This is a genomic window from Allobosea sp. TBD101 (genome assembly GCF_059817965.1).
This window is the reverse complement of sequence record NZ_CM187543.1, coordinates 4,435,789-4,462,666: the sequence shown is the minus strand read 5'-3', so window position 1 is coordinate 4,462,666 and position 26,878 is coordinate 4,435,789. Positions and strand designations below refer to the sequence as shown.

The 26,878-nt window shown below is 66.5% G+C and carries 25 protein-coding genes; 10 read left to right on the top strand and 15 right to left on the bottom strand.

The features are described 5' to 3' along the window. Nucleotides 1-4 precede the first annotated feature (4 nt). Together AC6RIC_RS21735 and AC6RIC_RS21730 are read right to left on the bottom strand one after the other, a co-directional pair. Complete coding sequence (locus AC6RIC_RS21735; protein WP_499733877.1) at nt 5-1,873, bottom strand: extracellular solute-binding protein; 1,869 nt, start codon at nt 1,871-1,873, stop codon at nt 5-7. Nucleotides 1,874-2,050: 177 nt separating this feature from the next. After that, complete coding sequence (locus tag AC6RIC_RS21730) at nt 2,051-2,590, bottom strand: c-type cytochrome (RefSeq protein ID WP_499733876.1); 540 nt, start codon at nt 2,588-2,590, stop codon at nt 2,051-2,053. Between the two features lie 203 nt (nt 2,591-2,793). On the opposite strand from AC6RIC_RS21730, the gene AC6RIC_RS21725 reads away from it, so the two are divergent. After that, nucleotides 2,794-3,528 (top strand): 3-deoxy-manno-octulosonate cytidylyltransferase, encoded by a 735-nt coding sequence (locus AC6RIC_RS21725; RefSeq protein ID WP_499733875.1) that lies wholly within the window; start codon nt 2,794-2,796, stop codon nt 3,526-3,528. A 322-nt stretch (nt 3,529-3,850) separates the two neighbouring features. Beyond that, complete coding sequence (locus AC6RIC_RS21720) at nt 3,851-4,705, top strand: prephenate dehydratase (RefSeq protein ID WP_499733874.1); 855 nt, start codon at nt 3,851-3,853, stop codon at nt 4,703-4,705. A gap of 191 nt (nt 4,706-4,896) precedes the next feature. Here AC6RIC_RS21720 and AC6RIC_RS21715 read toward each other — a convergent pair whose 3' ends face one another. The 6 genes from AC6RIC_RS21715 to AC6RIC_RS21690 form a co-directional block, all read right to left on the bottom strand. Beyond that, a complete protein-coding gene (locus AC6RIC_RS21715; RefSeq protein ID WP_499733873.1) occupies nt 4,897-5,343 on the bottom strand; it encodes a PaaI family thioesterase in 447 nt (148 codons plus the stop codon). A 27-nt stretch (nt 5,344-5,370) separates the two neighbouring features. After that, nucleotides 5,371-6,327 (bottom strand): NAD(+) diphosphatase, encoded by a 957-nt coding sequence (nudC, locus tag AC6RIC_RS21710; protein WP_499733872.1) that lies wholly within the window; start codon nt 6,325-6,327, stop codon nt 5,371-5,373. A gap of 43 nt (nt 6,328-6,370) precedes the next feature. Then, the gene (gene mmsB, locus AC6RIC_RS21705; protein ID WP_499733871.1) at nt 6,371-7,258 is read right to left on the bottom strand and encodes a 3-hydroxyisobutyrate dehydrogenase; all 888 of its coding nucleotides are present in this window, start codon (nt 7,256-7,258) and stop codon (nt 6,371-6,373) included. A 115-nt stretch (nt 7,259-7,373) separates the two neighbouring features. Further along, complete coding sequence (locus AC6RIC_RS21700) at nt 7,374-8,483, bottom strand: isobutyryl-CoA dehydrogenase (protein WP_499736642.1); 1,110 nt, start codon at nt 8,481-8,483, stop codon at nt 7,374-7,376. A gap of 41 nt (nt 8,484-8,524) precedes the next feature. Beyond that, complete coding sequence (locus tag AC6RIC_RS21695; protein WP_499733870.1) at nt 8,525-9,067, bottom strand: hypothetical protein; 543 nt, start codon at nt 9,065-9,067, stop codon at nt 8,525-8,527. A gap of 22 nt (nt 9,068-9,089) precedes the next feature. Further along, a complete protein-coding gene (locus tag AC6RIC_RS21690; RefSeq protein WP_499733869.1) occupies nt 9,090-10,586 on the bottom strand; it encodes a CoA-acylating methylmalonate-semialdehyde dehydrogenase in 1,497 nt (498 codons plus the stop codon). A gap of 122 nt (nt 10,587-10,708) precedes the next feature. On the opposite strand from AC6RIC_RS21690, the gene AC6RIC_RS21685 reads away from it, so the two are divergent. Beyond that, nucleotides 10,709-11,638, top strand: coding sequence for a LysR family transcriptional regulator (locus tag AC6RIC_RS21685; protein WP_499733868.1), 930 nt, complete (start codon nt 10,709-10,711; stop codon nt 11,636-11,638). A gap of 15 nt (nt 11,639-11,653) precedes the next feature. Here AC6RIC_RS21685 and AC6RIC_RS21680 read toward each other — a convergent pair whose 3' ends face one another. Next, nucleotides 11,654-12,292 (bottom strand): MarR family winged helix-turn-helix transcriptional regulator, encoded by a 639-nt coding sequence (locus AC6RIC_RS21680; protein ID WP_499733867.1) that lies wholly within the window; start codon nt 12,290-12,292, stop codon nt 11,654-11,656. On the opposite strand from AC6RIC_RS21680, the gene AC6RIC_RS21675 reads away from it, so the two are divergent. Continuing rightward, nucleotides 12,291-13,088: an SDR family NAD(P)-dependent oxidoreductase gene (locus AC6RIC_RS21675; RefSeq protein ID WP_499733866.1), complete on the top strand. Its 798-nt coding sequence runs from the start codon at nt 12,291-12,293 to the stop codon at nt 13,086-13,088. The two genes, AC6RIC_RS21680 and AC6RIC_RS21675, sit on opposite strands and share 2 nt — an antisense overlap. 51 nt (nt 13,089-13,139) lie before the next feature. On the opposite strand, the gene AC6RIC_RS21670 is transcribed toward AC6RIC_RS21675, so the two are convergent. The 3 genes from AC6RIC_RS21670 to AC6RIC_RS21660 form a co-directional block, all read right to left on the bottom strand. Next, entirely contained in the window at nt 13,140-14,438 is a 1,299-nt protein-coding gene (locus AC6RIC_RS21670; protein ID WP_499733865.1) for a GGDEF domain-containing response regulator, read from the bottom strand. 68 nt (nt 14,439-14,506) lie between these two features. Next, nucleotides 14,507-16,258, bottom strand: a complete 1,752-nt coding sequence (locus AC6RIC_RS21665; RefSeq protein ID WP_499733864.1) for an ABC transporter permease — start codon at nt 16,256-16,258, stop codon at nt 14,507-14,509. Nucleotides 16,259-16,289: 31 nt separating this feature from the next. After that, nucleotides 16,290-17,270, bottom strand: coding sequence for an ABC transporter substrate-binding protein (locus tag AC6RIC_RS21660; protein ID WP_499733863.1), 981 nt, complete (start codon nt 17,268-17,270; stop codon nt 16,290-16,292). Between the two features lie 233 nt (nt 17,271-17,503). Between AC6RIC_RS21660 and AC6RIC_RS21655 the strand changes: the two genes are divergently transcribed. The 6 genes from AC6RIC_RS21655 (at nt 17,504) to AC6RIC_RS21630 (ending at nt 23,336) form a co-directional block, all read left to right on the top strand. Next, the gene (locus AC6RIC_RS21655; protein WP_454658080.1) at nt 17,504-18,886 is read left to right on the top strand and encodes an ABC transporter substrate-binding protein; all 1,383 of its coding nucleotides are present in this window, start codon (nt 17,504-17,506) and stop codon (nt 18,884-18,886) included. A 118-nt stretch (nt 18,887-19,004) separates the two neighbouring features. Beyond that, nucleotides 19,005-19,880 carry a carbohydrate ABC transporter permease gene (locus tag AC6RIC_RS21650; protein ID WP_454659041.1) on the top strand — a complete coding sequence of 292 codons (876 nt, stop codon included), beginning with the start codon at nt 19,005-19,007 and terminating at the stop codon, nt 19,878-19,880. Then, nucleotides 19,877-20,713 carry a carbohydrate ABC transporter permease gene (locus AC6RIC_RS21645; RefSeq protein WP_454658079.1) on the top strand — a complete coding sequence of 279 codons (837 nt, stop codon included), beginning with the start codon at nt 19,877-19,879 and terminating at the stop codon, nt 20,711-20,713. The genes AC6RIC_RS21650 and AC6RIC_RS21645 overlap by 4 nt, the downstream gene beginning before the upstream one ends. Before the next feature lie 226 nt (nt 20,714-20,939). Further along, entirely contained in the window at nt 20,940-21,908 is a 969-nt protein-coding gene (gene tal, locus AC6RIC_RS21640; protein ID WP_499733862.1) for a transaldolase, read from the top strand. A 7-nt stretch (nt 21,909-21,915) separates the two neighbouring features. Beyond that, nucleotides 21,916-22,626 carry an SDR family NAD(P)-dependent oxidoreductase gene (locus AC6RIC_RS21635; RefSeq protein ID WP_499733861.1) on the top strand — a complete coding sequence of 237 codons (711 nt, stop codon included), beginning with the start codon at nt 21,916-21,918 and terminating at the stop codon, nt 22,624-22,626. Nucleotides 22,627-22,736: 110 nt separating this feature from the next. After that, entirely contained in the window at nt 22,737-23,336 is a 600-nt protein-coding gene (locus tag AC6RIC_RS21630; RefSeq protein WP_454658076.1) for an HdeD family acid-resistance protein, read from the top strand. 13 nt (nt 23,337-23,349) lie between these two features. On the opposite strand, the gene AC6RIC_RS21625 is transcribed toward AC6RIC_RS21630, so the two are convergent. From AC6RIC_RS21625 to AC6RIC_RS21615, 3 genes are all read right to left on the bottom strand, one after another. Then, nucleotides 23,350-23,844: a hypothetical protein gene (locus AC6RIC_RS21625; protein WP_499733860.1), complete on the bottom strand. Its 495-nt coding sequence runs from the start codon at nt 23,842-23,844 to the stop codon at nt 23,350-23,352. 95 nt (nt 23,845-23,939) lie between these two features. Next, entirely contained in the window at nt 23,940-25,616 is a 1,677-nt protein-coding gene (locus AC6RIC_RS21620) for a thiamine pyrophosphate-binding protein (protein WP_499733859.1), read from the bottom strand. Next, a complete protein-coding gene (locus AC6RIC_RS21615; RefSeq protein ID WP_499733858.1) occupies nt 25,609-26,799 on the bottom strand; it encodes a CaiB/BaiF CoA transferase family protein in 1,191 nt (396 codons plus the stop codon). The genes AC6RIC_RS21620 and AC6RIC_RS21615 overlap by 8 nt, the downstream gene beginning before the upstream one ends. Nucleotides 26,800-26,878: the final 79 nt, after the last annotated feature.

The following is a 26,878-nucleotide window of genomic DNA, read 5'->3' as shown; positions in this document are numbered from 1 at the left end:
CCGCTCACGCCTTTCCGATCCGCTTGGCCTTCTCGGCGTCGTACCACCAGATGCCCGGCGCGCCGGACGAGTATTTCGGCTTGGTCGCCGGCCGGTCGTACATGTCCCAGTAGGCCAGCCATTCCTCGTCGTTCCACCACATCGGAATCCAGTAGCGCCCGGCGCGCAGCAGGCGGTCGAGGCATTTCGCGGCGACGATGCACTCGGCATAGGTCTTGGCCTGGCCGATAGACTGGATCATCGCGTCGATGGCGGGATGGCTGATGCCGCCGACATTGCGCGAGCCCCTGGTCTTCGCCGCTTCCGAACCATAGACGATGCTGAGCGTGTCGCTCGGGATCGATCCGCCCGAGAGCGCCCGGCTGATGATGTCGAAATCGAATTCGTCGAGGCGGCGCTGATACTGCGCGGGGTCGACGAGGCGCGAGGTGGCGTTGATGCCGAGCCGCTTCAGATTGGCCTGGAAGGGCTGCGTATGCGGCTGCAGGGCCGGGTTTGAATCGAGGAACTCGATCTCGAAGGGCTGGCCGTTCGGCAGCTTCATCACATTGCCGTCGCGCTTGCAGCCGGCGGCACGCAGCATCTCGTCGGCCTTGCGCAGCAGGTTGCGGTCGCTGCCCGAGCCGTCCGATACCGGCGGCAGGAAGGGCTCGCCGAAGACCTCGTCCGGTACCTTCCCGCGCCAGGGCTCCAGCAGCTTCAGTTCTTCAGGTGAAGGCTTGCCGACCGCCTTCGAATCCGAATTCTCGAAATAGGAGGTCATGCGCTCGAAGGAGCCGAACATGATGTTCTTGCGCGTCCACTCGAAATCGAAGGCCAGGCCCAGCGCCTCGCGGATCCGCGGATCGGCGAATTTCTCGCGCCTTGTGTTGTAGACCCAGCCCTGCGAGCCGACCGGCTCGGTCTTGGGCAGGGTCTCCTTCTTGACTTTGCCCTCGTGCACGGCCGGGAAATCGTAGCCCGTCGCCCAGATGCGCGAGGTGAACTCCTCCTGGAAGGTGATGGCGCCGCCCTTGAAGGCCTCGAACGCCACCTGCCGGTCGCGGAAATACTCCCAGCGCACCCGATCGAAATTATTGGTGCCGATATTCACCGGCAGATCCTTGGCCCAATAGTCCGGCACGCGCTCGAATTCGATGAAGCGGCCCTGCTCGAGGCGCCCGACCTTGTAGGCCCCGGAGCCGAGCGGCGGCTCCAGCGTCGAGGCGCCAAAATCGCGCGTTGACCAGTATTTTTCCGAGAAGACCGGCAGGCCGGCGACGACGAGATGCAGGTCGCGCCCGCGCTTCGGCGAGAACTTCGCAACGAAGATGTCGTCGCCCTCTGCCTCCGCCGTAACGAGCTCGTTGAGAAGCAGGCGGTAGGACGGGTGCCCTTTCGCCTTCAGGATGTTCATCGAGAAGGCGACGTCGCGGGCCGTCACCCGCGAGCCGTCATGGAATTTCGCTTCGGGCCGCAGGCGGAACCGATAGGTCAGCTTGTCCGCGGAAACAGTGACGCTCCGCGCCAGCAAGCCGTAGGCCGAGCCCGGCTCGTCGCCGGAGCCGGCCATCAGGCTGTCGAAGCAGGCATCCATGCCGGCCGCGCCATCGCCCTGCAGCACATAGGTGTTGAGCGTGTTGAAGGTGTCGAAGCTCTGGTTGCCGCCGCCGCGCTTGATCTGGACGGTCAGCAGGCCGCCCTTCGGCGCCTTTGGGTTCACATAGGCGAAATGCGGAAAGTCGGGCGGCAGGGCGAGCTCGCCGAAGGTCGAGAGCCCATGCGATTCGGCATCCTGCGCCAGCGCCGCCTGGGGAAGCTGGGGCAGCGCACCCGCGACGGTCGCGGCCCCCGCGGCTTCCAGCAATCTGCGGCGTGTGATGCGCATCGCCATCGTTTCGCGTCTCCGTCTGATTCGCCCTTGTCCTGTGTCGCCTGCGCGCAAGGTTCCGGCAATGGCTGGCAGGAGGCGGATTGTGCGGGCACGTGCGAGGCGGGAGCAAGGCGCTGAAACGAAAAAGCCGGGCAAAGCCCGGCTTCGTGATCGCAGATCGGCCGTTCGCCTCTGGCCTCAGGGCTTCGGCAGCGGCTTCGGCGCGTCGGCCAGCGTGTTTAGGTAGGCGACGACGTCGGCGCGGGTATCCGGCTTGGCGATGCCGGCGAAGGCCATGATCGTGCCGGGCACATAGGCCTTCGGGCTCTTCAGGAAGTGATCGAGCGCATCGGCGTCCCAGGTCTTGTCGGCGCGGCCCTTCATCGCGGCCGAGTAGCCGAAGCCGGCGACCGAGCCCTCGTTGCGGCCATAGACGTCGAAGAGATGCGGACCGACCTTGTTGGCGCCGCCCTTCTCGAAGGTGTGGCAGGCCTTGCAGGCGGCGGTGGCCTTCTCGCCCTTGGCGATGTCGGCCTTGGCGAGGCGCGCCGCGATCGGCTCCTCGGCGGCGGGAGCGGCGGCTGCTCCGCCCGCGGCCGGCTCCTCGCTCGGCAGCTCGAAGCCCGGCACCGCCGGCTTCTTCGGCGCAAACACGATACCGGCCGTCATGTTGAGGCCCAGCACGACGAGCAGCGTGGAGAGAACCGCGCCTGCGATCTTGTTGGCTTCGATGTTCATCGTATCCGAACCCTGGGTGCCCTCCGTGGCCGAGGCCCGGGAGACGAGATAGCGCTTGGCCGGAGTCTTGAAAGGCTCCAGCTTCCGCCGTTGCTTAACCGCTTTGCGCGCTTCATTGCAACTCGTATAAGCACGCACCGTTTGAGACTTTTTGCCGCCGCCGGCTTTTGCCAGTGGCAGCCCAGCCGAGCACGCTTCAGAAAATGGCCCATCCGCTGATCCTGATCCCGGCCCGCATGCAGGCGACGCGCCTGCCCGGCAAGCCGCTTGCCGACATCCATGGCGAGCCGATGATCGTCCATGTCTGGCGCCGTGCGGTCGAATCCGGCGCCGGAGACGTCGCGGTGGCGACCGATGCGCCTGAAATCGCGGCTGCGATCGAGGCCGCCGGCGGCAAGGCGGTGATGACCAGCGCCGACCATCAGACCGGCTCGGACCGGATCAAGGAAGCCGCCGATCTCCTCGACCCTGACAGGCATTACGACATCATCGTCAATGTGCAGGGCGATTTCCCGACCCTGGCGCCTTCGGCAATCGCCGCTGCGGTGAAGCCGCTCGCCGATCCGGCTGTGGATATCGCGACGCTGGCCGGCGTGATCGACGACGAGGACGAGAAGACGGCGCCGAGCGTCGTGAAGCTCATCGGCAGCGAGATCGCGCCCGGCCATATGCGCGCGCTTTATTTCACGCGCGCCACGGCGCCTTACGGCGAGGGGCCGCTCTATCACCATGTCGGCCTCTACGCCTATCGCCGGGCCGCGCTCGACCGTTTCGTCAGCCTGCCGCAATCGCCGCTGGAGCTGCGCGAGAAGCTGGAGCAGCTGCGGGCGCTGGAAGACGGCATGCGCATCGACGTCATGGTCATCGACCACGTGCCGCGCGGCGTCGACACCCCCCCTGATCTCGATCGCGCCCGCGCGATCCTGAAAGCGCGCTGAGGCTAGGGGCTGTCCTCATTATGAACATTGTTTTGATCGGGCCAAAACGGCCGATAGCTGCGTCGGTCCCTTGCCCGATACCTGGGGTATCGGGCTGCGGGCTCCTCCTTGCTCTCGGCCGTTTTGGCCCGACCCCGAAGGGGCGCGGGCCTTTTGGGCGGCTGGTGCGTCGCGTGGCCTTGCAAACCGGGCGGTTTGCTGCGCCCACGCTCCTGCCAGCCGACCAAAATGCCTCGCGTCAAAACAACGTTCATAATGAGTACAGACCCTAGACCAGCCAAACCGCGTCATAACAAGAAGCCGAGGAGCCTGAAGTCGTCCCATGTCCTTCGTCGTGTCTTATCAGGGTGAGCCCGGAGCCTTCTCCTCGCAGGCGGCCCTCCAGGTGTTTCCGGACTGCGAGCTTCTGCCTTGCGCCACCTTTGAGGACGCGCTCTCGGCCGTCAGTGACGGGACCGCTCGCTACGGCATGATCCCGATCGACAATTCGATCGCCGGCCGCGTCGCCGATATCCATCATCTGCTGCCGCGCTCGGGCCTGCACATCATCGGCGAGCATTTCCTGCCGATCCGCTTCCACCTGATGGCGGCGAAGGGCGCGACGCTCGCCACGATCCAGATCGTCCAGAGCCATATCCACGCGCTCGGCCAGTGCCGGAAGATCATCCGCAAGCTCGGCCTCAAGGCCGAGGTCGCTGCCGATACAGCCGGCTCCGCCCGTCAGGTCGCCGAGGTCAATGACATGACGCGCGCCGCCATCGCTCCGCGCATCGCGGCCGAGGTCTATGGTCTCGACATCCTGATGGAGGATATCGAGGACGAGAAGCACAACACCACGCGCTTCGTCGTGCTCTCGAAATATCCGGAATATGCCCGGCAGGGTGCGGGCCGGACCGTGACGACGCTGATGTTCCGCGTCCGCAACATTCCGGCCGCGCTCTACAAGGCGATGGGCGGCTTCGCCACCAACGGCATCAACATGACCAAGCTGGAAAGCTACATGGTCGACGGCCATTTCTCGGCGACGATGTTCTATGCCGATGTCGAGGGGCATCCCGACGATCCGGCGCTGCGCCGCGCGCTCGACGAGCTCTCCTATTTTTCCAAGGAGATGAAGATCATGGGCGTCTACCCCGCCAATGACTTCCGCTCGACGATCGAGGAACCCGGCGAGTAAGGCGCGTCCGGCGCATTTCGCTTCGCCAGGCAGAATGTTCCCTCGGACTCACGCCGTCATCCCGGGCTTGACCCGGGATCCATCGGAGGGCTCAGGCGCTCTACGATGGATCCCGGATCGGCGCCGCTTCGCGGCTTGTCCGGGATGACGTCGCGGTTCCGTCGATGGCATGAGTGCGGTGGATAAGGGCGTCAGTCGCTGACGCCTTCCTGGCCCTCGATGGCCATCAGCGTCGCGGTCAGTAGGGCGACGAGCTTCTCTTTCCCGCCGGCTTCGGCGAACACCTTGGCCTGAGCCAGCGTCAGTGTGCGGCCGCTCTTCACGACCTCGCCGCGCGCGATGATCCGCTCGCCGATGGCAGGCGCGACGAGGTTGATCTTGAACTCCGTCGTGAGCACGCCGCGTCCGGGCGGCATCAGGCTCAAGCCCGCATAGCCCGCAGCGGAATCGGCGATGGCGCTGACGGCGCCGGCATGCACGAAGCCGTGCTGCTGCGAAACGGCCGGACCCGGTATCAGGACGATCTCGACTTTACCCGGTTCGACGGAGCCGAGGTTGGCCCCCAGCGTCGCCATCAGGCCTTGCTTGGCGAAGCTCGACCGGATGCGTTCCTCGATAGCATGCTGCTCGGAGGTCATGTCCGGCTCTCCATAGGAGGAATCAGGCTAGATGCGCTCGCCTTCCAGCGCCCAGGCCCGCACCAGCGTGTTGGCGATGGCGATATGCTGCGGGCAGGCGAGGCCGTCGGGATGCTTGCCTTCCAGCATCTGCAGCACCTCCTCACGCGGGAACCAGCGGCCTTCTTCCAACTCGGTCATGTCGAGCGTGATCTCGTCGCCGAGCGCCTCGGCGATGCAGCCCATCATGATCGAGGAAGGGAAGGGCCAGGGCTGTGAGGCGAGGTAGCGGACATTGCCGACCCTCAAGCCCGCCTCTTCCCAGCTCTCGCGACGCACGGCGTCCTCAAGCGTCTCGCCGGGCTCGACGAAGCCGGCGATGCAGGAATACATGCCCGGCGCGAACCGGGCCTGACGCGCCAGCAGGCAGGCATCGCCGCGCGTCACCAGCATGATCACGACCGGGTCGGTGCGTGGGAAATGCAGCGCGCCGCAAGATGTGCATTCGCGCCGCCAGCCTGAGGCGCCGGCAACGGTCGGCCCGCCGCACTGGGCGCAGAAGCGGTGGCGGGCATGCCAGTCGAGCACGGCCTTCGCTTCGCCGAGCGGCCCGACTTCGTCCTCCGGCACGATGCGCTTCAGCGCGACCGAGCGCAGGTCGGTGACGAACAGCTCGGACCGCTCCTTCAGCGGCTCGGCCAGGGCCTTGTCGAGCAGGCGCCCGAAGCGGGGCGTGCCGTCCTCGGCCATCCCCATGAAGATTTCCTCGGCCGCAGGGCCGAGCATCTCGGTCTCGCCATGGCTGAACCAGACCGTCAGCGCCTCGCCGTCGAGGCGCTTCAGGATCGGCGTCTCGCCGGCGACGACCGCGATCCGCGTATCCGAGCGGTGGCGCAGGGCCGTCACCGCATCGGGCTTGTTGCGCAGGTCTTCGCGCCGGTCGAGCCGGTTGATCGCGAAGCCGGTGAGGGAGGAGCGTTCGCGGCGAGGCAGGGCGTCGTTCATGCTTCGGGTCTAGACCCGCGACGCCATGCCGCGCAAGCGCGTCTCACGCCTCCCCGCGTCCCCGCAGAAGATGGATGATGCCGGAGAAATCCGTGCCGCCTTCGCCCCAGGCATTGTGCAGCCCGAAGAGCTGCGCGGCGGCCGCGCCGAGCGGGGTCGAGGCTCCCGCCGCCTGCGCCGCCTCCTGCGCCAATTTCAGGTCCTTCAGCATCAGCGCCGAGGCGAAGCCCGGCTTGTACTCGTTATTGGCCGGCGAGGTCGGCACCGGGCCAGGCACCGGGCAATAGGTCGTCAACGACCAGCACTGGCCGGACGAGGTCGAGGCGACGTCGAACAGCGCCTGATGCGAGAGGCCGAGCTTCTCGCCGAGCACGAAGGCCTCGGAGACGCCGATCATCGAGATGCCCAGGATCATATTGTTGCAGATCTTGGCGGCCTGGCCGTTGCCGGCGCCGCCGCAATGCACGATCTTGCGGCCCATCTTGGCGAGGATCGGCTCGCCCTTGCCGAAGGCATCCTCCGTGCCGCCGACCATGAAGGTCAGTGTCGCAGCCTTGGCGCCGCCGGTGCCGCCCGAGACCGGCGCGTCGAGCGAGAGGCAGCCGCGCTCGGCCGCCAGTGCATGGGCCTTGCGGGCGCTTTCGACATCGATGGTCGAGGAATCGATCAAGAGCGTGCCGGGCTTCACCGCCGGCAGGATGTCGGCCCAGACGGCGAGGACATGCTTGCCCGCCGGCAGCATCGTCACCACGACTTCCGCCTCGGCCACGGCCTCCTTGGCCGAGCCGGCGATGCCGACGCCCATCTCGGCCGCGGCATCCTTCGAGGCCTGCGCGAGATCGAAGGCTTTGACGCTATGGCCGGCCTTGACGAGGTTCCCGGCCATCGGGCCGCCCATGTTGCCGAGGCCAATGAAGGCGATGTTGGTCATGCTGCGGTTCCTCTCGTCGTTCTTGGTGTCATCCCGGGTTGCTCGAAGAGCAGGCCAGGGATCGTCATCGGAAAAGGCGCTGTCTCGTCTCGCGGTCGGGGATCGCTGGTCGCCGTCAGTTCCCCTTGGCCCGGCCGACCAGCCCGCGCGCGACGATCATGCGCATCACCTCGTTGGTGCCTTCGAGGATCTGGTGGACGCGCAGGTCCCGGACGATCTTCTCGATGCCGTAATCGGCGAGATAGCCGTAGCCGCCATGGATCTGGAGGGCGTGATTGGCGACATCGAAGCCGGTATCGGTGGCGATGCGCTTGGCCATCGCGCAGAGCTTGGTCGCGTCGGGCGTCTTGGCGTCGAGCGCGGCTGCCGCGCGCCAGAGCAAGCTGCGGGCCGCCTCCAGCTCCGTGGCCATGTCGGCGAGCTTGAACTGCAGGGCCTGGAAATCCGCGATGGCGCTGCCGAAGGCCTTGCGCTCCCTGGCGTAGGCGATCGACCGGTCGAGCGCGCCTTGCGCCCCGCCGAGCGAGCAGGCGCCGATATTGAGCCGGCCGCCGTCCAGGCCGGCCATCGCGATCTTGAAGCCGATGCCCTCAGGGCCGAGACGGTTGGCGACGGGCACGCGGCAGTTCTCGAGGATCACGGCGCGCGTCGGCTGGGCGTTCCAGCCCATCTTCTTCTCGTTGGCGCCGAAGGACAGGCCGGGCGTGTCTTTCTCGACGACGATGGTCGAGATGCCTCCGGGGCCGGCCTCGCCGGTGCGCGCCATCACGACATAGATGTCGGAGACACCGGCGCCCGAGATGAACTGCTTCTGCCCGTCGAGGACGTAATGGTCGCCGTCCAGCACGGCCCTGGTCTTCAGCGCAGCGGCGTCGGAGCCGGCGCCCGGCTCGGTCAGGCAGTAGCTTGCCAGGTGCTCCATCGTGCAGAGCTTCGGCAGGAAGCGCTGGCGCTGCTCGTCATCGCCGTAGCGGTCGATCATCCAGGCGCACATGTTGTGAATCGAGATATAGGCGGCAACCGTCGGGCAGCCCGTCGAGAGCGCCTCGAAGATCAAGGCGGCATCGAGTCGGGTCAGGCCGGAGCCGCCGACATCGTCGCGGATATAGATGCCGCCCATGCCGAGCGCCGCGGCGGCGCGCATCTCCTCGACCGGGAAATGCTTCTCCTCGTCCCAGCGTGCGGCGTGAGGCGCGAGCGTCTCCGCTGCGAAATCCTGCGCCATGTCGCGGATGGCGATCTGGTCCTCGGTCAGGGAAAACGGGCTCAAGGCTTGCGCTCCTGCTGGGTGGGGGCGTCGGGCCGCGGCTTCGCGGCCTGAGATCGTCCGGGCTGCGGGTAGGCCCCGTCATAGGCCCCGGCACGGCTGCGATGGGGAGATCGGGCGGAGTCGAGCGCCACGAAATCCTGCGCCGTGGCCGGTTCCCCGGTCTTGCCGACGAAGACGCGCGGTCCCTTGTCGGTCACCACCACGTCGCCATAGGCGACGTCGCCGGTGCTGATGAAGGTTTCGACGGTCACCGGCGCGGCCGAGCGTGGCGCCCGGCTGGCCGTTGCGGCGCGCTGCTGCTCCCTGTCCGCGACCGCCTGCTCGTGGAACAGCCGGCTTCGTTCCCGCGCCGCCTGCAACCGCTCCTGCCAGAGCTGGCGGCAGCGGGCGAGCTGCGTCTCGGTGAGGGGCACGTTCTCGGATGCGCCCGGCTCACAGAGCGCATCCTCGACCGGGGGAGCGGGGCCGGTCGCGAGGACCGGCCCCATGCCGCAGAGGAGGGCGAGCGACGTTGCGATGATGCGCAGCGATCGCTCCATGGCCCTCTCCGTCGGTGGCGCCTCAGTTCATCGTCGGGATGACGAAGCTCGCACCGTCCTTGATACCGCTCGGCCAGCGCGCCGTCACCGTCTTGGTCTTGGTGTAGAAGCGGATCGAGTCCGGGCCGTGCTGGTTGAGGTCGCCGAAGGAGGAGCGCTTCCAGCCGCCGAAGGTGTAATAGGCCAGCGGAACCGGGATCGGCAGGTTGATGCCGACCATGCCGACCTGGACCTTCGAGGCGAAGTCGCGCGCCGCATCGCCGTCGCGGGTGAAGATCGCGGTGCCGTTGCCGTATTCGTGGTCGTTGGTCAGCTTCAGCGCCTCTTCATAGGTGTCGGCGCGCAGCACCGAGAGCACCGGCCCGAAGATCTCTTCCTTGTAGATGCGCATGTCCTTGGTGACGTTGTCGAACAGGCAGCCGCCGACATAGAAGCCGTTCTCGTAGCCCTGCATCTTGAAGTCGCGGCCGTCGACCAGGAGCTTGGCGCCTTCCTGGACGCCGACATCGACGTACTGCTTGATCTTCTCCATCGCCGCCTTGGTGACGACCGGGCCGTAATCGGCGTTGACGTCGGTCGAGGGGCCGATCTTCAGGCTCTCGACGCGCGGGATCAGGCGCTTGACCAGCTCGTCGGCCGTGGCCTTTCCGACGGGGACGGCGACCGAGATCGCCATGCAGCGCTCGCCGGCGGAGCCGTAACCGGCGCCGATCAGGGCATCGACCGTCTGGTCCATGTCGGCGTCGGGCATGATGATCATGTGGTTCTTGGCGCCGCCGAAGCACTGCACGCGCTTACCGTTCGCGCAGCCGCGGCTGTAGATATATTCCGCGATCGGGGTCGAACCGACGAAGCCGACTGCCTTGATCTCGGGATTGTCGAGGATGGCGTCGACCGATTCCTTGTCGCCGTTGACGACGTTCAGGATGCCGGGAGGGCCACCAGCCTCGATGAACAGCTCGGCAAGGCGCATCGGCACGCCCGGGTCACGCTCGGACGGCTTCAGGATGAAGGCGTTGCCGCAGGCGATCGCGGGGCCGAGCTTCCAGAGCGGGATCATCGCCGGGAAGTTGAACGGCGTGATGCCGGCGCAGACGCCGAGCGGCTGGCGCATCGAGTAGATGTCGATGCCGGGGCCGGCGCCGTCGGTGAACTCGCCCTTCATCAGGCCGGGCACGCCGAGCGAATACTCGATCACCTCGACACCACGCTGGATGTCGCCCTTGGCATCGGGAATGGTCTTGCCGTGCTCGCGGGCGAGCAGCTCGGCGAGCTCGTCATTGTTCTGCGCGATCAGGTCGAGGAACTTCATCAGCACGCGGGCGCGGCGCTGCGGGTTGGTCGCGGCCCATTTCGGCTGCGCCTCGGCGGCGTTCTGCACGGCGGCGTCGAGTTCGGCAGCCGAGGCGAGTGCGACCTTGCCGATGATGGTGCCGTCCATCGGCTGGTAGATGTCTGCCGTGCGGCCCGACGTGCCCGCGACATGCTTGCCGCCGATGAAATGCCCAACCTGACGCATCGCGCCCTCCCTACGAATTGGTGGTGTGTTGATCTTGCCATCTCCCTACCATTCTCGTTTGCGCACGGCTATAGCGAGTGTGAAACGCAGGCCGTGCGTAAACACAAATACGGGAGAGAGCCTTGGAGCGCTTCGACTGGGACGACCTCCGCTTCTTTCTGGCCGTGGCGCGTTCGGGCCGCTTGACCGCCGCCGCACGCAGGCTCGGTGCGGATCACGCCACCGTCTCGCGCCGCATCACCTCGCTGGAGGAGGCGCTGAAGGCCAAGCTCTTCGAACGCCGCCCGCAAGGCTACACGCTGACCGCCCATGGCGAGCGGCTGCTGGCCAAGGCCGAGAGCATGGAGACCGAGGCGCTGGCGATCCAGAGCGATATCGGTGGCGCCGATATGGCGCTGTCCGGCACGGTCAGGATCGGCGCGCCTGATGGTTTCGGTACGTCCTTCCTGGCGCCGCGGCTGGCGCTCTTCGCGAAGTCCTATCCGGGTCTGGAAATCCAGCTCATCGCCATGCCGCGCCTGCTCTCGCTGTCCAAGCGCGAGGCCGATGTCGCGATCACGCTGGCGCCGCCCAAGGAAGGCAAGGTCGTCGCCCGCAAGCTCTCGGACTATCGGCTCGGGCTCTACGCCTCGCCGGAATACCTCGCCGCGATGCCGCCGGTGACCAAGCCTGAGGATCTCTTCGAGCATCGCATCATCGGCTATATCGACGACCTCATCTTCTCGCCCGAGCTCGACTATCTCGACGAGGTCGCCAAGGGCCTGCGCGCCCATGTCCAGAGTTCGAGCGTCATCGCCCAGATGAATGCCGTGACGGCCGGCGCCGGCATCGGCGTGATCCATCATTTCATGGCGGAAGGGGAGAAGCGGCTCGTGCCCGTCCTGCCGGAGACGGTCTCGATCACGCGCTCATTCTGGCTGCTCGTCCATGCCGACCTGAAAGACGTGGCGCGGGTGCGCGCCATCGTTGATTTCGTCGTCCGCGAGGTGAAGGCCTCGCGCGCCCTGCTGATGGGCGAGCACAGACCAGAGCCGCGCATCGCGGCCGAGTAGCGCGGGGGCGAAGCCTTATGGCTTGAGCGGTAGCCCGCCGTGATAGGCGGCAAGGAAGCGCTCGGACGATATCAGGTCGGCAAGAGCTCGCAGGTTTCCGGCAACAGTCGGGCCGAGCGTCGTCTCGATACGGCCATTGGCATCGGCCCAGCGGGAGATGGCCTGCTGCATGAGGCTTCGGCCGGCAGGGGTGAGCGTCGCCCGCTTGCTGCGCCGGTCTTCCAGGTCGGGATGGAGCGCGACGAGCCCATCCCGAACCAGCGGGCGCAACGCATGGGTTAACGCCGAGATCTGGACAAGCTGGTGCGTCGCGATCTCGTTGAGCGTCGGCCCCTTGTCCTGTGCGCTAAGCCCGTTGATGGCGACGAGCAGCCCGAACTGGGTCGCCTTGAGGCCGAGCGGCGAGATGGCGTCGTCATAAAGCTGGCCGAGGCGCCGCGTCGCGCGGCGCAGGGCGGTGTTTGTGCAGGCAAGCGCGAGGCCGGCTTCCGTGACGATGCCGGGAGCGGTGCAGCCATCCGTCTCATTGGCCGGAATCTGATCCATGCCACTAAAATAGTTGAGCCCCGCACTATTGAAAGAGGGGTAGCGCATCCCATTTGATTGAGCGCTCAACAAAAAAGTTGAGTGCTCAATCAACAAGGTTTTCATCATGAGCACGCTTTCCCACCGCAAGCTCGCCGTCATCACCGGCGCGTCCGCCGGCATCGGCGCTGTCTATGCCGATCGCCTCGCGGCCCGCGGCTATGATCTGCTGTTGATCGCGCGCCGGCGCGATCGGCTTCAGGAGGTCGCCGACCGCATCGTCTCAGCCCATGGCCGCAAGGTCGCGATTCTGGTCGCCGATCTCGCGAACGAGTCCGATCTCGCACGCGTCGAAAAGGATCTCGCCGCGCGGGGCGATATCGAGCTGTTCGTCAACAATGCCGGCATCGCCCGCTTCGCGCCGATCGCCAAGGCTCCAGCCGCCGATTCGATTGCGCAGATCGCCCTGAACGTCACGGCGCTGACCTGGCTGACCCATGCGGTCTTGCCGGGCCTCGTCGCCCGCAACCGTGGTACGATCGTCAATATCGCGTCGATTCTTAGTCTCCACACGCTGCCGCATAGCGCGGTCTACAGCGCGACGAAGGCGTTCGTGCTGGCGTTCTCGCGCGGCCTGCAGGCGGAAGTCGAGGGGACGGGCGTGAAGGTTCAGAGCGTGCATCCCCCGGCGACGGCGACCGACATCTGGGAGCTTGCGGGCGTGCCGCTCGAAAGCTTCGACCCCGAGAAGGTCATGGTTGTGGATGAACTCGTCGATGCGGCACTGGCCGGGCTCGATCGAGGCGAGACCATCACCTGGCCGTCGGTCGCGGACGAAGGGCTCTGGGCCGGCTTCGAGCAGGCTCGTGGTGCGATCATCGCGGCATCGCAGACCCGCAGGCCGGCACCCCGTTACATCGCCTGAGAAGAATGGCCCGAAGGCAAGTCGCTTCGCCGAGAGGCGGCTTGCCTTGGCTCAGGCGGCGGTGCGGACCCTGTCGCGCCCATCCTGCTTCGCGACGTAGAGCGCCTCGTCCGCCTGGCCGAGGCAGGTTTCGAGCATGGCATCGGGCATGAGCGCGGCGACGCCGATTGACACCGTGAGCGGCAAGGTTTCCCCGTTGATGACGAGCGGCGCGCCGGCAATGGCCGCGCGGATGTCGCCGCACAGGCGCTCGGCCTCGTCGAGGTCGGCACCCGGGAAGATGATGGCGAACTCCTCGCCGCCGATGCGGGCGAGCAGGTTGAAGCCGCGCTCCGCCATGACACCGAGCGTCCGGGCGACAGCCGTCAGCGCCTTGTCGCCGCCGTCATGGCCGTGCCGGTCGTTGAGCCGCTTGAAATGATCGATGTCGAGGATGGCGACCGAGATCGGCAGGCCCATCTCGCGGGCTTCGCTGACAAGCTGCCGGCCACGGGCGAAGAAGTGGCGGCGGTTGAACAGGCCAGTGAGGAAATCGCGGGCGGCAAGGTCCTGCAATTGCCTGAGTTGCTCAAGCACCTCGACATTGGAGGCGATGCGGCATTGCAGCTCCTCCAGCACGAAGGGGCGCGAGACGAAATCATGCGCGCCGGCCTTGAGGAAGCCGGCCGAGGTCTGGCGGTCGGTCGATGAGGAGATGCCGAGGACGCGCACGTCCGGACGCTGGCGGCGGATGCGCCGCGCCAGCTCGAACCCGTCCATGTCGGGCATGTAGTAGTCGCTGACGACAAGCTGGATATCGGAATTGCTCTCCAGGATGGTCAGAGCCTCCTGCCCGGACCCGGCCTCGACCACGGCATATTGCTGAATCGACAGCATCCGCGCGAGCACCTTGCGGGTCGTGCGGGTATCGTCGACGACGAGGATACGGGTGTTGCGGTTGTTCAGCGCCCGCTTGACCGTGCCGACGATATTGGGAAGGGCGAACTCGTTGTCCTTCAGGACGTAGTCGATGACCTCCCGCTCCATGATCCGGCCGCGCGTGGCAAGATCAAAGGTGGCGGTGAAGACGACCGAGGGGATGCCGTGCGTCACGGTCCAGTCGAGCGCTTCGCCGCGCGGCGCATCGGGAAGGTTGAGATCGACCACGGCGATCGCATAGGCGCCAGGCGCTGCGACGATCAGGTCGCTGACCTCCTTCAGCGAGGCGCAGGTCGTCACCGGCAGCCCGGTCTCGGCCTGAAGAAGCTGCCGCAGCGCGAGCGAGAAGGTCCGCGAATCCTCGATGACGAGGATCTGGCGATCGTCCGGTACGGGCTCCGGCCTGGCCTGCAATGTCTGATGGGCACCCATGCTCCATCTAGGGCGCCCGCAAGTTTAATTTTCCGTCACGTCTGCCGTCAAAGGCCGCTTGGACTACGTCAAATCCGCCACGGCAGGATATTGTGCTGTCGGTTGCGACCGATCAGGTCGAGCGCCAGCATCACGATGAGGATGACCACGCAGGCGCTGATCGCCACCGCCGCCGCCTCGCCGGCGAGACCCGCTTCCTTGAGGCTGAACAGGACGACTCCGAGCGTCTCCGTGCCCGAGGACCAGAGCAGCGCCGAGACCGTCAGCTCGTTGAAGGCGACGAGGAAGACCATCAGCGCCGAGACGGCAGCAGCTGGCGCCAGGATCGGGGCGACGATGAAGCGCAGCATCTGCGTGAGACCGGCGCCGTCGAGCTTCGCAGCATCCTCGTGATGCGCCTCGATCTGCGCCATCGCCGCGACCGGCGCCTTCAGCGCCAGCGGCAGGAAGCGGGCGAGATAGGCGAAGAGGATAATGAAGGGCGTGCCGTAAATGCTGACACCGATCAGCGGCAGCGGCTTCAGGAAGATCAGGATGCAGGTGATGGCGAGCACGATGCCGGGCAGGGCATAGGGCAATTCGATCATCAATTCGACGGCGCGCCTGAGCTTGCCGAGCCGCCTTTCCAGCGCATAGGCGAAGACGATCGCGAGGATGGCGAGGATCAGCGCGGCGCTGCCGGCGAAGAAGAGCGAGTTGCGGAACGCGCGCATGGTCACGGCCTGCCGGAACAGAACTTCCGTGAACTTGTCGAAGGTCAGCGTCTGCCAGGAAAGCGCTACACCTAGCGCCGGCGTCAGTGCCTCGCTGAGCAGGGCGAGCAGCGGGAGCCCGAGTTTCAGCGTGAGCAGCAGCCACAGACCGGCGGCGACAAAGGTGCGGACGGGGCCGAGCAGCCAGTACGGCTCGAGCGGTCGCTCGATCTCGACCTTGCCGCGCTGGTTGCGCGCGGCGAGCGCTGCCGCGACGATGCCGAGCGCTGCGACCACGCCGACCAGCACGGCGAGAGCCGCCGTCTCGCCGAGGCTCGACGGGCCGAAGCTCGATAGCCGGCGATAGATCAGCGTCGGCAGCGTCAGGTAGTTCACGGGCAGGCCGAGCAGGGCCGGAATGCCGAAATTGCCGACGCCCGCGACGAAGGCAATCAGCCCGGCGGCGATGATCTGCGGCCGCAGCACCGGGATGATGATTCTGGTGGTGATGGTCGCGGGCGCTGCTCCTTCCATCTGCGCTGCTTCGACCAGCGATTGCGGGATGCTGCGCAGCCCGGTCCAGAGCGTGATCGCGACGAGCGGCGCATGATGCAGCGCCATGACGAGGATGATGCCGCCGCGTCCGAGCAGCGGGTTCGGCGTGCCCGGCGGCGGCGCGAGGCCGATCAGCGACAGGATTGGCGAGTTCGGTGCGAGCAGGCTGAGGAAAGCGAGTGCCGCCACCTGCGGCGCGATCATCATCGAGAACACGAAGGCGAAGGCGAGGGGGCGCTTGCCCCTGACATCGGTAACGCCGAGCGCCAGCGCGACGATGCCGCCGACGAAGAGCGCGCCGAGCGCCGAGAGCGAGGCCGTCTCCAACGTATGCCAGGTCGCGGTGACAGCCGCGCGGCTCGTCATCTCGGCGAAGGCTTCGCCCGGCGCGAACTGCCAGCCGGGCGCGAAGGCAGCCGCGACCAATCGGAAGAAGGGCAGGCCGCCGAGCAGCAGCGCGACTGCGACGACGAGCGCCGGCAGGCCCCAGCCTTCTGGCAGGCGCAAACGTGGAGCCGGCGGGGCCGCGATCGCGGGCTCCCGCTGGCTGTTTCGGGCAAGGGCCAGCGTCATCGTGCCGGCCACTGCGAGAGCAAGGCCATGATCACTCGAAGATCGAACCGAAGCGCTTGCGGGCGGCGGTCTCGTCAGCCAGCGCCTTGGCGGCGTCGAAGGCCATCAGTTTGATCGCGCTGCGGGCGGGATAGCCGGCCGGCAGGGCGACATCCGGATGGGCGGCGACATAGCCCTGCTTCAGCGCGAGCTCCTGGCCCTCCTTCGAGAGCAGGAAGTCGATGAAGGCCTTGGCGGCTTCGGGGTTCTTGCTGGTCTTGAGGATCGCGACCGGCTCGCTGACGGCGGAGACGCCCTCGCTCGGGAAGACGAACTCGACCGGCGCGCCCTTGGCCTTCTCGCGGATTGGCATGAAGTCGACGATCATGCCGTAGAGCTTCTCGCCGGTGGCGACCTGGCGCAGGATGTCGCCATTGGCGCCGGCGGCCAGCGTGCCGTTCTCCTTGAGCTTCTCGTAGAAGCCCCAACCGTCCCGAAGATTGCTGGTCAGCGTGATCGTGTGGATCAGCGCTGCGCCCGAGTTCAGCGGGCTCGGCATGGCCAGTTGGTTCTTTGCTTCCGGCTTGACGAGGTCCGTCCAGCTCGCGGGCTTCATCGCGGCCTTGGTGTTGTAGACGATGCCGGTGGTGATCAGCTTGGTCGCGAACCACATCCTCTGGGGGTCGTGGATGCCGGCCGGATAGGCGCCGAGATCGGCCTTGTTATGGGCGAGCAGGCGCCCGTCCTTCTTCAGGCCTTCCATGGTCACGGCATCGGCGATGAGCAGCACGTCGGCCTGCGGGGCGCCAGCCTCGAACTCGGCCTTCAGCTTCGCCATCACGCGTGGCGTGCCGTCGCGGACGAAGGAGACTTCGACCTTGGGATACTTCGCCTTGAAGGCGTCGATGGTCTGCTGGGCGTCGGTATTGGGCTGGCTGGTATAGAGCACCAGCTTGCCCTCGGCTGCGAGGACCTGCGGCGCGGCGGCGAGGCCGGCGGCGAGGATGAAGGCGCTCAGGGCCTTGCGCTGCATGTCGGTACTCCATCTCTTGATCGCTGTTGCGAGATGGCGCTGCCGGTAGACCCGTCACATGACAGTTCCATGAAGCGGCCGAATGTTTCTCCAGTGGAACGGTTGTACAGCCTGCAATTAGAAATACTTTTTGAGCGAGCGCCCCCGCTTGTTTCGTGCGGGGCTTTTCGATTAGGGTCGCGGCAAGACGACTATAAGGTCGCTTTAAAACGGTTTAAACGGGAGGATATCGGATGAAGCTTGTACGGCATTTTGCCATGGGAACCGCTGTCGCGGCGGTGGTCGCGGGCTGGTCCGGCGCCGCCATGGCGCAGGAGACGCTGACGGCCTGGTTCACCAAGGGATTCTACAAGGGCGAGGACGATGCGCTGCTCGCCGTCGTCGACAAGTTCCAGAAGGCCACGGGCGTCAAGGTCGAACTCTCGCTCTACGCGACCGAGGACTGCGTCACCAAATCGGTCGGCGCGGTCGATGCCGGCACGCCGCCGGATGTCGGCTTCTGCACCACCTACGATTTCCGCACCACCGGCAAATGGGCCTATGACGGCAAGCTCGAGGACGTCTCGGACGTGATCGAGCCGCTGAAGGGCGAGTTCCAGCCGATGGCGCTCTCGACCACCTTCCTGATGAACGGCAAGGCGGGCAAGAAGTCATACTATGCCTTCCCGGTCGAGCAGCAGATGATGCACATCACCTACTGGAAGGACATGCTGGAGGAGGCGGGCTTCAAGGAAGCCGATATCCCGAAGACCTGGAACGGCTACTGGGATTTCTGGTGCGACAAGGTCCAGGGCGCGATGCGCGCCAAGGGCAAGCGCGTCTACGGCATCGGCCACCCGATGGGCGTCGCGGCGTCAGACACCTTCTATTCCTTCCTGACCTTCGCCAACGCCTATAACGCCAAGGTCGTCGACGAGAACGGCAAGATCGTGCTCGATCAGCCCGAGAACAAGAAGGCGATGGTCGAGGCTGTGAAGTCCTACGCCAACGTCTTCCAGCGCGGCTGCTCGCCGCCGTCTTCGGTGAACTGGCTGGACCCCGACAACAACGTCGCCTTCCACAACCGCACCACCGTCGCCACGCACAACGCCACGATCTCGATCGCCGGCAAGCACATGGACGACATGAACAACCAGGCGCTGACCGCCGAGCAGCGGGCGACGGCCAAGAAGAACTACGAGGACAACATCCGCACCGCCGAATTCCCGCTCAAGGCGGACGGCAGCAAGATGACCAACCTCGCCGCCGTCAAGACCGCGGTGATCTTCGCCGATGCCAAGAACAAGAAGCGCGCCAAGGAGTTCATGGCCTTCTTCATGAAGGACGAGAACCTGCGGCCCTTCGTCGAGGGCTCGGCCGGCCGCTGGGTGCCGACGACGCTGAAGGCGATCGACGCGCCGTTCTGGTCCGATGGCAAGGACCCGCATCGCGCGGTGGTCTACAAGCAGTACAAGGACGGCACCGTGCCGTTCCAGTTCGTCTACAACTACAATTTCACGACCGTGAACGCCGAGAACGTCTGGGCCAAGGCCGTGAACCGCGTGGTTCAGGACAAGATCCCGGCCGAGCAGGCCGTGGACGAGATGATCGCCCGCATCAAGCAGATCGCCGGCTGACACGCGCCTTCGTTGCGCTTGCGTCAACGACCCGCCGCGGCAAGGATTGCCGCGGCGTATCTTTCACAGGGTGACAAGAACCTCTGACAAATCCGGAGAGTCCATGAGCACAGCCGCCATGACCGCGCCGCTAGCGGCGCCGCGCGATGACGCATCGGGGTTCACGCGGGACCGCGCGATGTGGGGGGCGATCATGCTGGCGCCCTATGTGCTCGTCTTCGCCGTCATGGTGGTCTATCCGGTGGCCTATGGCCTCTGGCTCGGCCTCAACTGGAATTCCTACCGGGCGCTCTTCGCCGACCCGATCTTCATCCGCACCGTCGTCAACACGATCATCTTCCTGTTCGTGGCGGTGAACCTGAAATTCCTGATCGCGCTCATGCTGTCGGGTTTCTTCGTGCAGCAGCGGCCCTGGATCCGCATCGTGCTGGTGCTGTTCATCCTGCCCTGGGCGGTGCCGTCGATCCCGACCATCCTGTCCTTCCGGGTGATGCTGAATCCCGAGAACGGCATGCTGAACCAGCAGCTCTTCCAGTGGTTCGGCATCATGGAAGGACCGGGCTGGCTCACCGATCCCACGCTCGCCTTCATCTCATCGATCTTCGTCCATATCTGGAAGTCGCTGCCGTTCTGGACACTGATCCTGATCACCGGCCGGCTCGCCATCGCGCAGGACTTGTATGAGGCCGCGAGCGTCGACGGCGCCAATCGCTGGCAACAGTTCCGCTTCATCACCTGGCCGTCGCTGGCGACGCTCTACGTCACCTCGACCATGCTCTCGATGATCTGGACGCTGGGCGACTTCAACAGCGTCTACCTGCTCACGGGCGGCGGGCCGGGCGATCTCAACCACGTGCTGGCGACGCTCGGCATCCGCTACATGCGCAACAACAATCTCGATCTCGGCATCGCCTCGATCATCGTCGCCATGCCGCTGATCCTGCCGATGGTCTTCGTGATGGTGAAGCGCCTGTCGAAGGGGCCGGACGCATGAAGAAGTTCCTCGACGAAGGTAAGCTGCTCCTGATCGCGGTCCCCGTCCTGGTCTGGACGCTGCTGCCGATCTATCACCTCTTCGTGCTCTCGATTTCCAACCAGGAATCGATGCTGGCCGGCAAGCTCTGGCCCGACCAGCCGACGCTGCAGAACTTCCAGATCGTCTTCGCCCAGCAGCACTACTACCTGCACAATTTCTGGCGGCAGATGTTCAACAGCTTCTTCATCGCGGTGGCGACGGGGCTGATCACACTCTTCGTCGCGACCTTCGCGGCCTTCGCCATCGCGCGCCTCAAGGTCAGGGGCGGGCGCACCATGATGAACCTCGCGCTGGCGACCTACCTGATCCCGGCCGCCTTCCTCGCCATCCCCATGTACAAGGCGATGGGCTCCTACGGCCTCCTCAACACGCAGGCCTCGCTGATCCTGGCCATGGTCGCGCTGGCTTCGCCCTATGCGATCTGGGTGCTGAAGCAGGCCTCCGACAAATTGCCGAAGGAGCTCGACGAGGCCGCGGTGATGGACGGCGCCACCTCGATCCAGCTCTTCCGGCTGGTCTACCTGCCGCTGATGAAGCCTTCGATGGTGGTGATCGGCATCTACGCGCTGCTGCTCGCCTGGAACGAGTATCTCTACGCCTTCCTGCTGCTCTCCTCGGAGAAGGCGGTTCCGCTGGCGGTGGGCCTCGGCCTCTTCCTCTCGGCCGACGACGCGCCCTGGAACCTGCTGATGGCGGCGGGCCTGCTCTATGCCATCCCGCCGGCGGTGATCTACTACCTGTTCCGCAAGAACATGGTCGGTGGGCTGACTTCGGGCGCGGTGAAGAGCTAAGGCTGGCGGCGTCCTGCCGTCTTCATCACCGTCATGCTCGCCCTTGTGGCGAGCATCCACGTCTTGACCCCGCCCTCAATCAGCGAAGACGTGGATGGCCGGCACGAGGCCGACCATGACGGGAGCCGAGGCGCATGGCCGAATTGCTTCATTGCTCTCGCAATGGCGCTGAACAGGCGTCACAGTGAATGCGTTACGACAAGAAGAAATGCCGAGGATTGATTTGATGACCGCCTCCAAGCTCGACCAGCTCCGCCAGATGACCACCGTCGTCGCCGACACCGGCGACATCGAGGCCGTGCGTCGCCTGAAGCCTGTCGATTGCACCACCAATCCGACCCTGATCCTGAAGGCGGTGGAGACGCCGGCCTATGCCCATATCGTCGACGAGGCGATCGGCTGGGGCAAGAAGCAGGGCGGCAGTGAGAAGGCGGTCCATGCCGTCTGCGACCGCCTTGCCGTGAGCTTCGGCACGGAGCTGACCAAGATCGTCCCCGGCCGCGTCTCGACCGAGGTCGATGCCGATCTCTCCTTCGACACGGCCGCGACCATCGAGAAGGCGCGCGCCGTCATCGCCGCCTACAAGGAGCGCGGCGTCGAGAAGGATCGCATCCTCATCAAGATCGCCTCGACCTGGGAGGGGCTGCAGGCCGCCAAGGTGCTGCAGGCCGAGGGCATCGACTGCAACCTGACCCTGCTCTTCGCGCTGCCGCAGGCGGTTGCGGCGGCCGAGGCCAACGCCTTCCTGATCTCGCCCTTCGTCGGCCGCATCCTCGACTGGCACGTCAAGGCCGGCGGCGGCCCCTACACCGCCGAGACCGATCCCGGCGTCGTCTCGGTCAAGAGCATCTACGCCTATTACAAGGCCTTCGGCATCAAGACGGTCGTGATGGGCGCCTCCTTCCGCAACACCGGCGAGATCGAGGCGCTGGCCGGCTGCGACCGCCTGACCATCGGGCCTGGCCTGCTCGACGAGCTCGCCGCCGCGACCGGCGACCTGCCGCGCCGCCTCTCGCCCGCCTCCTCGCCGCAGATGGAAGCGGGCGGCAGCCGGAAGCTCGGCTTCGACGAGAAGGCCTTCCGCTTTGCCATGAACGAGGATGCGATGGGCACGGAGAAGCTGGCCGAAGGCATCCGCGGCTTCGTCAAGGACCTGCGCGGCCTGCGTAAGCTCGTCACCGCGAAGCTCGGCTGACCCCGCCATGGCAGAGCGGCGGATCGCCGTCGTCACCGGCGGCGCCAAGGGTATCGGCGCCGCGGTAGCCGAGCGGCTGGAGCAGGACGGCCTCGTTCCCGTCGTCTGGGATATCGTGGCGCCCGCAACGGCCGGGCGCCTGCATCTCGCCTGCGACGTCTCCGACGAGAACTCGGTCACTCAGGCCTTGGCCGCAACCGAGCGCGAGCACGGTCCCATCGCCGTGCTCGTCAACAATGCCGGTTTGACCGGCCCCTCGACCACGGTCGCGGAGACGCCGCTGGCGCAATGGCAGAAGGTGCAGGCGATCAACCTGACCGGCACCTTCCTCTGCTCGCAGGCGGTAGCCGATGTGATGATACCGCGCGGCCATGGCCGCATCGTCAACATCGCCTCGCTCGCCGGCAAGGAGGGCACGCCGACGCTCTCGGCCTACAGCGCCGCCAAGGCCGGCGTCATCGCCTTCACCAAGGCGCATGGCAAGGAACTCGCCGGCACCGGCGTTCTCGTCAACGCGGTCGCGCCGGCCGCGGTCGAGACCGAGCTGCTCCAGCAGATGAGTGCGGAGACGGTCGCGACGATGATCGGCAAGAGCCCGCTGAAGCGGCTCGGGACGGTCGATGAGTTGGCCGAGCTTGTCGCCTGGCTCGCGAGCGCGCGCTGCAGCTTCTCGACCGGCGCGGTCTTCGATCTCTCGGGCGGTCGCGCCACCTACTGACGGCGCGCCTTGCGGTAGATCATTGACGCGGCCTGCGCGCGGGCTTCTGATAGCGGTCTGCACTGACGAGGCCGCCACGGCTGTCGCGGCCCGCCCAACCGGAGTCGGCCATGACCACGCCTGCAGAATCCGCGCCCCGTCCGGGCTCCTCGCTCGCCACCCATCTCGTCCCGCTCCGGCGCAATTCGGGCTGGCTGATGGCGGCCGGCATCGCCCTCGTTATCCTCGGCATCGTCGGGCTCGGTGCTGTCGCGATGCTCAGCCTCGCCAGCGCGATCTGGTTCGGGGCGATGATCCTCGTCGGCGGCGTCGTCGTGCTGATCGACGCCTTCCGGCATCAGGGCTGGAAGAGCCGCGTGCTGCACATTCTCATCGGCCTGCTCTATGTCGCGGTCGGCCTGATGACCTTCGCCAATCCGCTTCTCGCCACGGCCTCGCTGACGCTGCTGGCCGGCGCTGCCCTGGTCGCGACCGGCGTGTTGCGCCTGGTCGTCGCCTTCCAGAACCGGGAGCTGCCGGCTTGGCGATGGCTGGCACTGTCGGGTGCGCTGTCGCTGCTGCTCGGTGGCATGATCCTGGCGCAATGGCCGGGCTCGAGCGTCTGGGTGCTCGGCACCTTCTTCGCGATCGAGCTGATCTTCCAGGGCTGGGCTGCGATCGCGCTGGCGCGTGCGATCCGCTCGACCTTCGACGGCGTGAAATCGCGCTGAATTCGGCTGCGGCCTACTCGGCCGCTTCGGCCGTAACAGCCGGCTTGGCCGGCGTGCTGAGGTCGTTGAAGCGGGCCCGCCCGCCGGCTGCTGCCGACTGCAATTGCTGTTTCCAGCCCTTGGAATCGCTGCCGCCGAGCGCGACAAAATCGGCGGCGCGCGAGGCATCGGCATCACGGCCCTGATAAACCAGCACGCCGCGGGCCGTGACGACGATATCGCCGCGCCGCAGCGTCGGGTCCTTCAGATACCACTGCTTGTCGGCCTGGGGATCGAGCTGGACGACGGGCGGTTTGGGCTTCGAGGACGCCTCCGGCGCCCGCGCACGCGGCGCCCGCACGCGCGGCTCGTCGTCATATTCGTAGATCGGAGAGGCCCGCAGACGCGGCCCGCCACCGAACAGCGCGCGAGCGAGATCGTCGAACAGGCCGGCAGCTTCCGCCGCAGGCGCGGCCGCCATAAGGAGCGCCGCCGCGAGTCCGAACCGCGCCATCCCGTTGCGTGCCATCGCCTTGCCCTCCGCTACCATCAGCTCAACGCTCAATGGTCGCGAAAGGTTCGGTTCAGGTTCACGGACGAGGTTAAGATTCTCGTCCGGGGCGTTTACTTTTTAGCTTGAGCCGCGAAAGCCTCGGCACGGATCGTCGAGAGCGACTTCGCCGGGGTGATCGCCTCGGGATCGAGCAGGCAGTGGATGATCGCGGGCTTGCCGCTCTTCACCGCGCGCTCGAAGGCCGGCGCGAATTCCGAGGTCTTCTCGACGCGCTCGCCATGGCCGCCGAAGGCCTTGGCATAGGCCGCGAAATCCGGGTTCTTCAGCGTCGTCGCCGAGACGCGGCCGGGATATTCGCGCTCCTGATGCATGCGGATCGTGCCGTACATGCCGTTGTCGACGACGACGACGATGACGGGAAGGTCGTATTGCACGGCCGTCGCGAAATCCTGGCCGTTCATCAGGAAGCAGCCGTCGCCCGCAAAGGCGATCACCGTTCTGTCCGGGAAAATCCGCTTGGCGCCGATCGCGGCCGGCACGCCATAGCCCATCGAGCCGCAGGTCGGCGCGAGCTGCGTCGCGAATTTGTTGAAGCGGTGGAAGCGGTGCACCCAGGTCGCGTAATTGCCGGCGCCGTTGCACATGATGGCGTCGTCGGGGAGTTGGCTGCGCAGCCAGCGCACCATCTCGCCGGGGTGGAACTCGCCGGGCACGGGCGCCGGCTGCTCGCTCCAGGCGATATAGGCTTCATGCGCGGCAGCGCCAGCGCCCTTCCAGGCGGGAGCCTTGGGCGGCTCGATCGCCTCGAGCGCGGCGCAGAAGCCGGCGGGCGAAGCATTGATCGCCAGCGTCGGGCGGTAGACCCGGCCAAGCTCTTCCGGATCGGCATGGACATGGACCAGCGGCCGGCCCGGATTGGGAATGCCGAACAGCGTGTAGGACTGGCTCGGCATCTCCGAGAGACGCCCGCCGACCAGCAGGACGAGGTCGCTCTCCTTGATGCGGGCGAGCAGCTTCGGGTTCGGGCCGATGCCGAGATCCCCGGCGAAGTTCGCATGATCGGCCGAGAACAGCATCTGCCGGCGGAACGAGACTGCGACCGGCAGGTCGAAGCGCTCGGCGAAGGCCTGGAAATCGGCGATCGCCTCCGGGCTCCAGCGCGAGCCGCCGAGGATCGCGATCGGCGACTTCGCTGCGGCGAGGCGCTTGGCGAGATCGGCCATCTGCGCCGGGGCAGGGTGCTGCTCGGTGATCTGATAGGGCTCGGCGTCGGCGACGTCGGCGAGGTCGGTCAGCACGTCCTCGGGCAGCGCGATCACGACCGGGCCGGGGCGGCCGGAGGTCGCGACATGGAAGGCGCGGCTGATGATCTCCGGGATGCGCGCGGCATCGTCGATCTCGGTCGCCCATTTGGTCATGGTGCCGAAGACGGCGCGGTAGTCGAGCTCCTGGAAGGCCTCGCGCTCGCGCATGCTGCCGTCGATCTGGCCGACGAAGAGGATCAGCGGCGTCGAATCCTGGTCGGCGATATGGATGCCGGGCGAGGCGTTGGTGGCGCCGGGGCCGCGCGTCACGAAGCAGATGCCGGGCTTGCCGGTGAGCTTGCCGGCGGCTTCCGCCATCATGCAGGCGCCGCCTTCGGCGCGGCAGATGGTGACCTTCATCGAGGCGTCGTGCAGCGCGTCGAGCACGGCGAGATAGCTCTCGCCCGGCACGCAGAAGGCGTCGGTGGCGCCGTGGATCAGAAGCTGGTCGACGAGGATCTGCCCGCCAGTGCGATTAGCCATGCTGCGGCCCTCCCCAGGCCGGGTCGTTCAAGATGTCGTCTGCGTGCTCGCCGAGCCGGGGGCTCGGCCGCCCGGCCACCTGTCGCACGCCGTTCATCACGATCGGCGAGGCGACGGTCGGAATGCTGCCCGCTTTCGCCGCTGCGCTCGGCAGATCGACCTTGACGCCGCGCGCGACGATCTGCGGGTCGGCGAAGACCTCGGCGATATCGTTGATCGGGCCGGCGGGCACACCGACCTTCTCCAGCCCGGCGAGCAGATCGGCCTTGGCATGGCGCTGGCAGAGCAGATGCAGCTTCGCCGTCAGCGCGACGCGGTTCTTCACGCGCGACTTGTTGTCGAGATAGTCGGGATGGTCGGCCAGCGCCGGCTCGCCCAGCACCTCGCAGAGCTTGCGCCACTGCCCGTCATTGCCGGTCGCGATGATGATATGGCCGTCGGCGACCGGGAACACGTCATAGGGCACGATGTTCGGATGGGCGTTGCCGAGCCGCGGCGGCGGGTTGCCGCCGACCAGATAGTTCATCGCCTGGTTGCCGAGCACCGCGACCTGCGAGTCGAGCAAAGCGAGATCGAGCGTCGCGCCCTCGCCGGTGGCGTCGCGCTGGCGCAAAGCCGAGAGGATGCCGACCGAGGCATAGAGCCCGGTATAGATGTCGGCGACGGCATAGCCCGCCTTCATCGGCGCGCCCGCAGGCTCGCCGGTGATCGACATCGCTCCGCCCATCCCCTGGACGAGAAAGTCGTAGCCGGCGCGCGGCGCATAGGGGCCGTCCTGCCCGAAGCCGGTGACCGAACAATAGATCAGCCGCGGGAATTCCTTGCGCAGCGAGGCCGCGTCGAGCCCGTATTTCGAGAGGCCGCCGACCTTGAAGTTCTCGATCACGACGTCAGCGTGGGCGGCGAGACGCCTGACCAATGCCTGCCCCTCGGCTGTGCGGAAATCGGCGGTGATCGAACGCTTGCCACGGTTGGCGGCGTGGAAATAGGCGGCGGAGAGATGTTCGTCGCCGGTACCTTCGACGAAGGGCGGGCCCCATTTGCGGGTGTCGTCGCCCTCGGGCGCCTCGACCTTGACGACATCGGCGCCGAGATCGGCCAGGAGCTGGCCGATCCAGGGACCTGCGAGGATGCGCGCCAGTTCGAGGACGCGCAGGCCGGTAAGCGGTGGGGTCGAAGTCATCAGGCTCGATCCGCGCCGTCATCCCGGCCGGAGCGAAGCGGAGAGCCGGGATCCATGCCTGACCGCCAAACGGCGATGT